The sequence below is a fragment of the Sphingomonas bacterium genome (assembly GCF_903644055.1).
Classification (GTDB): domain Bacteria; phylum Pseudomonadota; class Alphaproteobacteria; order Sphingomonadales; family Sphingomonadaceae; genus Sphingomonas_I.
Genome location: NZ_CAHJXD010000074.1, coordinates 1 through 10,823, shown reverse-complemented (window position 1 = coordinate 10,823; position 10,823 = coordinate 1). Strand labels below are relative to the sequence as shown.

The 10,823-nt window shown below is 66.4% G+C and carries 10 protein-coding genes; 5 read left to right on the top strand and 5 right to left on the bottom strand.

What is annotated here, in order from left to right:
- Window positions 1–325: DNA repair protein RecO C-terminal domain-containing protein (locus tag HUU94_RS03150; protein WP_174273666.1), on the top strand; the 325-nt coding region annotated here is incomplete at its 5' end.
- Between the two features lie 81 nt (window positions 326–406).
- Complete coding sequence (leuB, locus tag HUU94_RS03145) at window positions 407–1,459, top strand: 3-isopropylmalate dehydrogenase (protein ID WP_174273665.1); 1,053 nt, start codon at window positions 407–409, stop codon at window positions 1,457–1,459.
- Window positions 1,460–1,559: 100 nt separating this feature from the next.
- On the opposite strand, the gene HUU94_RS03140 is transcribed toward leuB, so the two are convergent.
- Window positions 1,560–2,108 (bottom strand): glutathione peroxidase, encoded by a 549-nt coding sequence (locus tag HUU94_RS03140; RefSeq protein WP_174273664.1) that lies wholly within the window; start codon window positions 2,106–2,108, stop codon window positions 1,560–1,562.
- Between the two features lie 59 nt (window positions 2,109–2,167).
- On the opposite strand from HUU94_RS03140, the gene HUU94_RS03135 reads away from it, so the two are divergent.
- Genes HUU94_RS03135 through HUU94_RS03125 form a run of 3 tightly spaced genes read left to right on the top strand, consistent with a single transcriptional unit; the run spans window position 2,168 to window position 4,574 of the window.
- Window positions 2,168–3,376: a trans-sulfuration enzyme family protein gene (locus tag HUU94_RS03135; RefSeq protein WP_174273663.1), complete on the top strand. Its 1,209-nt coding sequence runs from the start codon at window positions 2,168–2,170 to the stop codon at window positions 3,374–3,376.
- Window positions 3,376–3,792 (top strand): Co2+/Mg2+ efflux protein ApaG, encoded by a 417-nt coding sequence (gene apaG, locus HUU94_RS03130; RefSeq protein WP_174273662.1) that lies wholly within the window; start codon window positions 3,376–3,378, stop codon window positions 3,790–3,792. The genes HUU94_RS03135 and apaG overlap by 1 nt, the downstream gene beginning before the upstream one ends.
- Window positions 3,789–4,574, top strand: coding sequence for a LysR family transcriptional regulator (locus HUU94_RS03125; protein ID WP_174273661.1), 786 nt, complete (start codon window positions 3,789–3,791; stop codon window positions 4,572–4,574). Before apaG ends, HUU94_RS03125 begins: the two co-directional genes overlap by 4 nt.
- Before the next feature lie 47 nt (window positions 4,575–4,621).
- Here the strand turns inward: HUU94_RS03125 and HUU94_RS03120 are convergent, their stop codons facing one another.
- The 4 genes from HUU94_RS03120 to HUU94_RS03105 form a co-directional block, all read right to left on the bottom strand.
- The gene (locus HUU94_RS03120; RefSeq protein ID WP_174273660.1) at window positions 4,622–6,325 is read right to left on the bottom strand and encodes a putative bifunctional diguanylate cyclase/phosphodiesterase; all 1,704 of its coding nucleotides are present in this window, start codon (window positions 6,323–6,325) and stop codon (window positions 4,622–4,624) included.
- A gap of 416 nt (window positions 6,326–6,741) precedes the next feature.
- Complete coding sequence (parE, locus tag HUU94_RS03115; RefSeq protein ID WP_174273659.1) at window positions 6,742–8,721, bottom strand: DNA topoisomerase IV subunit B; 1,980 nt, start codon at window positions 8,719–8,721, stop codon at window positions 6,742–6,744.
- Window positions 8,722–8,842: 121 nt separating this feature from the next.
- The gene (locus HUU94_RS03110) at window positions 8,843–9,289 is read right to left on the bottom strand and encodes a DUF4174 domain-containing protein (RefSeq protein ID WP_174273658.1); all 447 of its coding nucleotides are present in this window, start codon (window positions 9,287–9,289) and stop codon (window positions 8,843–8,845) included.
- A gap of 39 nt (window positions 9,290–9,328) precedes the next feature.
- The coding region (locus tag HUU94_RS03105; RefSeq protein WP_174273657.1) for a lytic transglycosylase domain-containing protein at window positions 9,329–10,823 on the bottom strand (1,495 nt) is incomplete at its 5' end.

Sequence of the window (10,823 nt, the reverse complement as noted above, 5' to 3'; positions counted from 1 at the left end):
CCGCTACGAGCTGCTGCTGCTCGCCGAGCTCGGCTTCGGGCTCGATCTTTCGGGCTGCGTCGCGGGCGGGGAGGGGGAGCTCGCCTACGTCAGCCCGAAGAGCGGCGGCGCGGTCAGCCGCGCGGCGGGGGAGGCGCATCGCGATCGCCTGCTGCGCTTGCCCGCCTTCGTGCGCGCGGGCGGGGCGGGGGATTGGCCGCAACTGCTCGACGGCCTCAGTCTGACCGGCTTCTTCCTCGAACGCGATCTCCTCCACGGCCGCGCCGCGCAGATCCTTCCCGCGCGCGAACGGCTGGTCGAGCGGATCAAACGGGTGACAAGCTAACGCCGCTCCCGCAAGCGGGAGGGGAGAAGCCGGCTTGCAAAAATTGGCGTGCATGGGAAGGGAGCGCGCTGAGGAGAGACCATGCTCATTGCCCTGCTGCCCGGCGACGGGATCGGCCCCGAAGTCGTCGCCGAAGCCCGCCGCGTGCTGGACGCGGTCTGCGGCGCGGCGCTGACCTATGAGGAAGCCCCCGTCGGCGGCGCGGGCTACAAGGCGGCGGGCCATCCGCTGCCGCCCGCCACGCTCGATCTCGCCCAGCGCGCCGACGCGATCCTGTTCGGCGCGGTCGGCGATCCCGAGTGCGACTCGCTCGAGCGGCCGTTGCGCCCCGAGCAGGCGATCCTGGGCTTGCGGCGCGCGCTCGGCCTCTGGGCCAATCTGCGCCCCGTCCGGCTGTTTCCGGGGATGGACGATGCCTCGACGCTGCGGCCGGAGGTGGTACGCGGGATCGACATGGTGATCGTGCGCGAGCTGACCGGCGACGTCTATTTCGGCACCCCGCGCGGCCGCCGCGCGACCCCCGAGGGCCTCCGCGAGGGCTTCGACACGATGCGCTACGACGAGAGCGAGGTGCGGCGCATCGCGATCACCGGCTTCGAGATGGCCAGGCGCCGGCGCGGGCGGCTCTGTTCGGTCGACAAGGCCAATGTGCTGGAGACGTCGCAGCTCTGGCGCGAAATCGTCTGCGAGGTCGCGGCGGAATATCCCGAGGTCGCGCTGGAGCATATGTATGTCGACAATGCCGCGATGCAGCTCGTGCGGCGCCCGGCGCATTTCGACGTCGTGATCACCGGCAATCTGTTCGGCGACATCCTCTCCGATCAGGCGAGCATGTGCGTCGGCTCGATCGGGCTGCTGCCCTCGGCCTCGCTGCGAGACTGGCAGGGCGCGCTCGGCCTGTACGAACCCATCCACGGCTCTGCCCCCGATATCGCCGGGCAGGGCAAGGCCAATCCGCTGGCGGCGATCCTCTCCGCCGCGATGATGCTGCGCCATTCGCTGGGCCTGCCCGAGGCGGCGGATCGGATCGAGGCGGCGGTGGCGAAGGCGCTGGCGGGCGGCGCGCGCTCGCCCGATCTCGGCGGAACGATGACGACGCGGGCGATGGGCGACGCGGTGCTGGCGGCGCTGTAACCGACCGCCGTCACCCCGGACTTGATCCGGGGTCCCGCTACCCTTCTCGATCTGAATGCGGGATGCCGGATCAAGTCCGGCATGACGTCGGGTCTGATCGTCATTCGCTCGCGAACAATTCCTTCTCGATCGCGCCGACCAGCGCGGCATCGTCGGGCGCGGTGTCGGGCGCGAAGCGGGCGACGGGTTCGCCGTCGCGGCCGATCAGGAACTTCTCGAAGTTCCACAGCACCTCGGGCGCCTCGTTGGGCTTCATGCCATAGCCCGCGAGCCGCTCGCGAAAGCCGCCGTCGTTCTGCGCGGTAGGCAGCGCGCCGGTCAGCTCGCGGTACAGCGGATGCTTGTCCGGCCCGACGACGCCGATCTTCTCGAACATCGGGAAGCTGGCGCCGAAGTTGGTCGTGCAGAAGGTGGCGATTTCCTCGTTCGACCCCGGCTCCTGCGCGCCGAAATCGTTGGCGGGGAAGCCCAGCACCGCGAAACCCTGATCCTTATATTTTTCGTAGAGCGTCTCCAGCCCCGCATATTGCGGCGTCAGCCCGCATTTGGAGGCGACGTTGACCACCAGCAGCACCTGCCCCGCATAATCGGCGAGGCTGCTGTCCTGGCCCTTGATCGTCTTGAGCGGCACGTCCTGGATCGCGGTCATCGGGTCTCTCCATCGGGCGCGCCATTGACGGCGCGGTCCGCCTTTTCCAAGGGAGTGCGATGAAGCGCAAGGCCGGACAGGATCGATCGATCACGCGAAATTGGCGTCCCGCCACGATCGCCGTGCGCGGCGGCACCGCGCGCACCGAATATGGCGAGACCAGCGAGGCTTTGTTCCTCACCTCGGGCTATTCCTACGACACCGCCGCCGAGGTCGCCGCGCGCTTCGCGGGCGAGGCGCCGGGGATGACCTATTCGCGCCTCCAAAACCCCACGGTCGAGATGCTGGAGCAGCGGATCGCGCTGATGGAGGGCGCCGAGGCCTGCCGTGCGATGGCGACGGGGATGGCGGCGATGACCGCGGCGCTGCTCTGCCAGTTGGAGCAGGGCGACCATGTCGTCGCCGGGCGCGCGGCGTTCGGATCGTGCCGCTGGCTGACCGACACGTTGCTGCCCAAGTTCGGGATCGCGACGACGATCGTCGACGGCACCGACAATCAGGCGTGGGCCGACGCGATCCGGCCTAATACCAAGGTCTTCTTCTTCGAAACGCCTGCCAATCCCACGATGGATATCGTTGATCTCGAAGCAGTTTGCGGCATCGCACGCAAAGCGGACATCACGACCGTCGTCGACAACGCCTTCGCCACGCCGGCGCTTCAGCGGCCGCTCGACTTTGGCGCGGACATCGTCGCTTATTCGGCGACCAAGATGATGGACGGGCAGGGGCGCGTGCTCGCCGGCGCGGTCTGCGGGCGCGAGGACTATATCGAGAAGACGCTGCTCGCCTTCACGCGCAACACCGGCCCGACGCTGTCGCCGTTCAACGCCTGGGTGGTGCTCAAGGGGCTGGAGACGCTCGATCTGCGCATCCGCCGCCAGAGCGAAAATGCGCTGGCGGTGGCGCGCTTTCTCGAAGACCGCGTGCCGACCCTGCTCTACCCCGGCCTCGCCAGCCATCCGCAGCATGAACTCGCGATGCGGCAGATGGCGGCGGCGGGCACGATCATGGCGATGATCGTGGATGGCGGGCGCGCGCAGGCGCATGCCTTGCTCGATGCGCTCGCGCTGGTCGACATCTCGAACAATATCGGCGATTCGCGGTCGTTGATGACGCATCCCGCCTCCACCACGCACGCCGGCCTTTCCGAAGAGGTGCGCGCTGCGATGGGTGTGGGCGAGGGGATGCTGCGGCTCAACGTCGGGCTCGAGGATCCGCAGGACGTGATCGAGGATCTCGATCGGGCGCTCGCGAAGGCGGGTCTCTGATGGTCGCCGGCGCGCTCGACATCTTCTTTCCGTACAAGGCGACGACCGCCGGCATCACCGTGCGCGTCTCGGTCAGCTATCTCGACGACCAGTCCGAGCCCGCCAAGCGCCGCTGGTTCTGGGCATATCATATCCGCATCGAGAATAACGGCGCGGCGCCGGTCCAGCTCATGACGAGGCGCTGGATCATCACCGACGCGCACGGCCAGCGCCACCGCGTCGAGGGCGAGGGCGTGATCGGCGAGCAGCCGGTGATCGCGCCCGGCGAGAGCTATGATTATGTCTCGGGCTGCCCGCTCGAAACCTCGCGCGGCACGATGGAGGGCGCCTACCGGATGGCGGGCCACGGCGGCGGCCTGATGGAGGTCGCGATCCCGCGCTTCGATCTGATCGGCCCAGCAGCGGCGGACGTATGAAGCGCACCCTGCTGCCGCTGAACGGATTGCGCGTGCTCGATGCCGCCGCGCGCCATCTGTCGTTCACCCGCGCCGCCGACGAGCTGGCCGTGACCCCCGCCGCCGTCGGCCAGCAGATCAGGGCGCTGGAGGATACGCTCGGCGTCGTCCTCTTCCGCCGCACCGCCAAGGGGCTGGAGCTGACCCCCGAGGGCGAACGCGGGCTCGATGCGCTGCGCCAGGGCTTCCTCGAGTTCGAGGAAGCGGTGCGCGCGATGCAGGCGGGGCAGAGCAGCAAGACGCTGACGATCGCCGCGCCGCGCGGGATCACCGCCAAATGGCTGGGGCCGAGGCTCGCGGCCTATGGCAAGAGCGATCCCGAACTGCGCTTCACGGTGATCCCGGCGGACGTGCCGCTCGATTTCACCGAGGCCAACCTCGATCTCGCGGTCTGCTTCTCGGCCGCGAAGGGCAGCAACGAGGGCGTGCCGCTCGGCGATTTCCGCCATGTCCTCGTCGGCCTGCCCGATGCGCCCGAAGCCGCGATCACCTGGCCCGGCGCGCCCCCCGCGACGCTGCCGGTGGTGTTGTCGGTCGGCGATGCCGGCCTCGCGCTGGATGCGGCGGCGGCGGGCTTCGGCCGCGCGCTTGTCCCCGCGCTGGTCGCAGAGGCCGATCTCGCGAGCGGCCGCCTCACCAGCTTCGGCGAAGTCGAAGGCGAACGCGGCTACTGGCTGATCGCTCCCGTGCCCCAATGGCGGCAGAAGAAGGTCAAGGCGCTGGTCGGGGCGCTGACGGGATAGCCCTCCACCCGGACGCCGACCTTCGATGGCCGGCGTATCATGTTAGCTCAAGTTGCCCGTGCAAGCGCAACCAAATGCTCAGCGGAAACGGGACGACCCAACAGGTAGCCTTGGCCAAACAGGCACCCCATCTCCTTTAGCTGGTTATGTTGTTCGATGGTCTCAATACCTTCCGCCACGATCCTCGCGGAGAGTTCTTTACCGATCGCTATTATAGACTCGATCAGGATCCGCTTGATCCCACTGGTTCGCAAGTTCTGGGTGAAATTACGATCGATCTTGATCTCCGAAATTGGAAAACGATCGATGCTGCGCAGACTCGAATATCCTGTTCCGAAATCATCGATCGATAGACCAACACCCAGCTTGCGGATGCGATTGAAGATGGAAATGACGCGGTCAGAGCTGTCGGTGAGAAGGCTCTCGGTCAGCTCAAGTGTCAGCCAAGCCGGCTCGATACCCGTTTCGTCGATGACATCCCTGATCAAGCCCTCCAGGTCGCCTCTGACGACTTCCAGGGGAGAGACGTTCACCGAGAAGTATAAGGGGTCCGCGCGCTCGGCATTCAGCTTGGCGGCAAAAGCCGCGACCTTGCGGATGCCTACGCGTTCGATATCGACAATCAGACCCGTTTCCTCGGCGATGCCGATGAAGGTGTCCGGTCCTTGCAAACCGAAGACGGGATGTTCCCACCGGATCAGCGCTTCGCAGCCGACGATCTTTCCCGTCAGTAGGTCGAATTGGGGCTGGTAGTGATAGATGAAATCTCCATCACGCACCGCCTGCTGCAACTCAGCGGTCAGGCGGCTACGGTGGCGCGAGGCGAGTTCGGCAGCCTCGTCGAAACGACGCGGCGCGCGACTCGGATCGGCTTTCGATTCATGCAGGGCCTGGCCTGCTTGCTGCGCCAGGATATCCGAAGCCTGCCCGGGGGCGCCTACGGTGTAGCCAAGTGCATATCGGATATTGATGATGGCATCGGGCGTCGTGAAGGGCGGCCGCAACGCGGATATGATCTTCGTCAGCGCCTCTTCTTCCGCGACAAGCGTTGAGACGCGGAAGGCGACCGCGAACTCGTTATTGCCGATCCGACCTAATGCATCCGGCTCGAGCGAATTGAGCCTCAAGCCGATCTTGCAGATAATCTCGTCGCCAGCCGCGTAGCCATAGGTGCTGTTGATATTGTGCAACCCAGCAACATCGATTTTTACGACTAACAGTCGACTTCCATCAGTAGATTCTAAATTCTCGACATCTTCAAGAAAAGTGTATCGGTTGGGTAAGTCGGTGAGACGATCCAGTTTTGCATCGCGTACAGCTTGATCAAGACTCTCTTTGGCTGTGGTGACATCACGCATAAGTCCGACATAATATTCGACGACACCGTCTGCTCCAGGATATGGCGTAAGCGTCAGCTCATTCCAGAAGAGCGTGCCATCCTTACGATAGTTACGCAATGTAACGGTGGTGGTGGTGCCGGAGCTGAGCGCATCCCGTATCGGCGCGAGTGCGGATTGCAAGCGATCGTTGCCCTGCAAGTAGCGGCAATTCTTGCCTATTGCATCGGCTCGGCTATAGCCGGTGATCGCTGGGAATTGCTCACTCACCCAGATGAGCGGTGCGTCACCCTCACGCATATCGGCAACGACTATCGCATCCGGAATGAGGCGGATGCTGGCCATAGCGATATCCGCCAGCGTGCCGTCGAGAATGGTGGGGATAGCCGCCTTCGCTGCGAGTTTTGCTGACAACGACTAAACCTTTGCTGCGGTCAATCCATCAACGCTCATTATCATTCTTATCGACCTTGATGCCATGCGGGTGGGCGTGCATGCAAACGCAATTCGCACCATTACGAATTCTAGAAGAATCTGTGGCAAAAAGACATGTTATGCTCAAAGAGACTCGACATTGAGCGAATAATCACGCGCTTCGATTACTATATGATTTAGATAACGGGGCATTTATTGATGCATGTTAGCCGAAGTCATCGAAAAATGCTGGGTCGAGTAAATTCGACCGTGGAATCGGGCCCAGGCAATGATCCGTTTTTGCCGTTGGAGGACGACGGCGGTTGGTCTGCCAGGCGCCGGAAGCCGCGCTACAGGCTGTTCTGTTCAAGCTAAAACGTCGCCCCGGCTCAAGGCCGGTGACGAGAGCATAAGCTCTAAGCGTCGATCGCCTCATCCTCCACCGCCGCCGCGTTGGCCTGGATGAAGGCGAAGCGGTGTTCCGGGTTCTTGCCCATCAGCCTCTCGACGAGATCGCGGGTCACCGCGCGCTCTTCATATTCCTGGGGCAGGGTGATGCGGATCAGGGTGCGGCTCCTGGGGTCCATCGTGGTTTCGCGGAGCTGCTGGGGATTCATCTCGCCGAGGCCCTTGAAGCGCGCGACCTCGACCTTCTTGCCCTTGAACTCCTTCGCCTCGATCGCGGCGCGCGCCGCCTCGTCCTTGGCGTAGAGGCTCTTGCCGCCGGCGGTCAGCCGGTAGAGCGGCGGTTGTGCTAGGAAGATGCGGCCGTCGCGGACGATCGCCGCCATTTCCTGGAAGAAGAAGGTCATCAGCAGCGTCGCGATATGCGCGCCATCGACGTCGGCGTCGGTCATGATGACTATGCGCTCGTAGCGCAGCGCCGCCGCGTCGCAGCCGTCGCGCACCCCGCAGCCGAGCGCCAGCGCGAGATCGGCGATCTCCTGGTTGGCGCCGATCTTGGCGGCATTGGCCGAGGCGACGTTGAGGATCTTGCCGCGGATCGGCAGGATCGCCTGCGTCTTGCGGTCGCGCGCCTGCTTGGCGGAGCCGCCGGCGCTGTCGCCCTCGACGATAAACAATTCCGTACCTTCGGGGCTGTCGTTCGCACAATCGGTGAGCTTGCCGGGCAGGCGGAGCTTGCGGCCCGACGTGGCGGTCTTGCGCTTGACCTCGCGCTCGGCCTTGCGCCGCAGCCGATCGTCCATGCGATCGAGCACGAAGCCGAGCAGCGCGCGCCCGCGTTCCATATTGTCCGAGAGATAATGGTCGAAGTGATCGCGGACGCCATTTTCGACGAGCCGTGCGGCCTCGGGGCTGGTCAGCCGATCCTTGGTCTGGCTCTGGAATTGCGGGTCGCGGACGAACACCGAGAGCATCAGCTCGATCTCGATCGTCACGTCCTCGGGCGCGATGTCCTTGGCCTTCTTGTTGCCGACCAGCTCGCCGAAGCCGCGTACCGCCTTGACCAGCGCCGCGCGCAGCCCCGCCTCGTGCGTGCCGCCATCGGGCGTCGGGATCGTGTTGCAATAATAGGAATAGCTGCCGTCCGAATGCAGCGGCCACGCCACCGCCCATTCGACCGAGCCCTGCCCCTCGGGAAAATCCTGCCGCCCCGTGAAAGGTTCGGCGGTGGCGCAGGCGCGGCTGCCGAGCTGCTCCCTGAGGTGGTCGGAGAGCCCGCCGGGGAACTGGAACACCGCCTCGGCCGGCGTATCGTCGCCGATCAGCGCGGGCTCGCAGCGCCAGCGGATCTCGACGCCCGCGTAGAGATAGGCCTTGGAGCGCGCGAGCCGGTAGAGCCGCGTCGGCTTGAAGCGCATCGCCTCGCCGAAAATCTCGGTATCGGGTGTGAAGGCGACGCTGGTGCCGCGCCGGTTGGGCGCCGCGCCGATCGTCTGCAGGCCCGAGGTGGCGAGCCCGCGCGCGAAGGTCTGGCGATAGAGCGTGCGATCGCGCGCGACCTCGATCACCGTATCGTTGGACAGCGCGTTGACCACGCTGATGCCGACGCCGTGAAGACCGCCCGACGTGGCATAGGCCTTGTTCGAGAATTTGCCGCCCGAATGCAGCGTCGTCAGGATCACCTCGAGCGCCGATTTGCCCGGATATTTGGGGTGATCGTCGATCGGGATGCCGCGGCCGTTGTCGGTGATCGTCAGGCGGTTGCCCGCGCCCAGCGTCACCTCGATGCGGCTGGCGTGCCCCGCGACCGCCTCGTCCATCGCATTGTCGAGCACCTCGGCGGCGAGGTGGTGGAACGCGCGTTCGTCGATGCCGCCGATATACATGCCCGGGCGGCGGCGCACCGGCTCCAGCCCCTCGAGCACCTCGATCGAGGAGGCGTCGTAATCGGTGCTGGTCCTGGAAGCGGATGCGAAGAGATCGTCGGCCATGCGGACGCGAGCCTAGCGCGCCCATATCCAACCGTCACCCCGGACTTGTTCCGGGGTCCCGCTGCCCGCTGGAACCTAATGAGTTGGAAGCGGGATGCCGGATCAAGTCCGGCATGACGGATTAAGGTTTTGGCTTGCCCAGGCCCGGCCGCATGCGCCGCGCCTCTTCCCGCCGCATCGGCATCGCATCGATCCGCGCGCGCAGCGTCGCGGCGGCGATCGGGCTCGCCTGCGTCAGCGCGACAGTACCGTCCTTGCCGATCAGCAGGCTGCGAAAGGCGTTGGCGGGCACGCGATACCTGGCGGCGAGCCGGGCGGGCGTGTCGCTGGCGCCGATCACCTTGCCGTCACCGACTTGGACGAACAGCAGATCGCGCTCGGCGGCGCCCGCGCCGAAGCGCGCCATCTCGGCGGCCTGCGCGCGCAGCCTCGGGTCGGAGAGGCGCGGTGCGAAGGCGATCAGCACGCGGTAATAGCTCTGCATTCCAGCGATCGAATGGAGATCGGCCGGGCCCGCGATCGCCGGTGTGGCGATCGCGGCGAGGAGGGGGAGGAGGGCGGGACGCATCAACGGCAAACGCGCGTCGCGGCCGTGCGATCCGCCTTTCTAACCCGCGCTCTGCCGCCCGAGGTAATGCGACAAGCGGTTCTTCTCCGGGGTCTTTGCCCGCGCGGGATTGAACAGATCGTAGATCACCGCATTCTCCAGCACCTTCTGCACATAGCTGCGCGTCTCGGCGAGCGGGATCGCCTCGATCCAGTCGACCACGTCGACGCCCGGCAGCCGCGGATCGCCGTTGTCGCGGATGAAGCGGTTCACATTGCCCGGTCCGGCATTGTAGCTCGCGACCGCCAGCACATAGCTGCCGGCGTAATAGGTCATCATCCGATCGAAGAAGGAGGCGCCGATCGTCACGTTGTAGCCGGTATCCTCGGTCAGCCGGTACGGCTCCCAGGGCAGCCCGAGCTTGCCCGCCTGCTCGCGCGCGGTGGCGGGCATCAGTTGCATCAGCCCGCGCGCGCCGACCGGACTCGTCGCCTCGCGATCGAACTGGCTCTCCTGCCGGGTGAGCGCGTGGATCATCGTCCAGTGCGTCGCCCAGGCGGAAGGCACGGCGATCGTCGGGAAGCCGGTGCGGATCGGATCGCGCGCGCCCGAAGCCCGCGCCGCGCGCGACACGATCACGCCGAGATCGGGGCGCGCCAGCGTCCGTGCGAGATCGGCGGCGAGGATATGGTCGCCGTCGCTCCGGGCGTCCTGCGCGATCTGGCGGACGAACTGCGTCTGATCGAGCCAGCGCCGCTGCTGCCCGAGCAATCGCGCGGCGCGCACGACCTCGCGATTGTCGAACACGGCGCGCTGCTGGGCGCCGATCGCCGGCTGCGGCGGATCGGCGGGCACCGCGATGGTGCGCCCGAGGCGTTCGGTGGCGAGCTGGCCGTAGAATTGATCGATCTGGCGCGCGGCATCGGCGAAATGCGCGTTGGCGCCGGCGATATCGCCCGCCGCCTGCGCCGCGCGCCCCGCCCAGTAATGCCCCTTGGCCTGGCTTCCCGGCGATTGCGCGGCGGCGGCGTAGCGCATGAACATCGCCTCGGCATCCCTCGGCCGGGCGAGCTTCTTGAGCGCGGTCTGCCCGCCCAGCCACACTAGGCTGGTATAGGGATCGCGCTCGGCCAGCGGACGGTCGCGCAGCGCCGCGCCGGGCACGAAGGCGGCGTCGGCCTGGGTGGCGATCTGATAAGCGAGGCTCGGCTGGCCGTCGTGCGCGGCGCCGCTGGCGGCGTTGAGCAATGCGGCGAGGTACGGCTTGGCATCGAGCGGCGCGCCGTCGAACGCTCCCAGCCCCGCGAGATATTGCCGCGCGGCGACGCCCTGTGCGGTGGTGCGCAGCCAGTTGGCGCGATCGATCGCGAAGCCCGGATCGCGGTCCGCCGCGACGCCCAGCGCCGTCGCCTGCACCTGCGCATCGGGCGCGCGCGTCTGGAAGGCTATCCGCGCGGCGTAGATCGGCCGCCGCCCCGGCGAGACGAGCAGGAGCTGGCGCTGCGCCGAGCTGGCCGCGCCGTCCCACAGCAGCCGCTCCATCCGCCGATCCTGA

What these genes read in the sequence shown, in the direction of transcription:
- leuB (WP_174273665.1), top strand. Translation starts at nt 407, where the DNA reads ATGCTCATTGCCCTGCTGCCCGGCGACGGGATCGGCCCCGAAGTCGTC.
- parE (WP_174273659.1), bottom strand. Translation starts at nt 8,721, where the DNA reads ATGGCCGACGATCTCTTCGCATCCGCTTCCAGGACCAGCACCGATTAC.
- HUU94_RS03140 (WP_174273664.1), bottom strand. Translation starts at nt 2,108, where the DNA reads ATGACCGCGATCCAGGACGTGCCGCTCAAGACGATCAAGGGCCAGGAC.
- HUU94_RS03125 (WP_174273661.1), top strand. Translation starts at nt 3,789, where the DNA reads ATGAAGCGCACCCTGCTGCCGCTGAACGGATTGCGCGTGCTCGATGCC.
- HUU94_RS03110 (WP_174273658.1), bottom strand. Translation starts at nt 9,289, where the DNA reads ATGCGTCCCGCCCTCCTCCCCCTCCTCGCCGCGATCGCCACACCGGCG.
- HUU94_RS03135 (WP_174273663.1), top strand. Translation starts at nt 2,168, where the DNA reads ATGAAGCGCAAGGCCGGACAGGATCGATCGATCACGCGAAATTGGCGT.
- apaG (WP_174273662.1), top strand. Translation starts at nt 3,376, where the DNA reads ATGGTCGCCGGCGCGCTCGACATCTTCTTTCCGTACAAGGCGACGACC.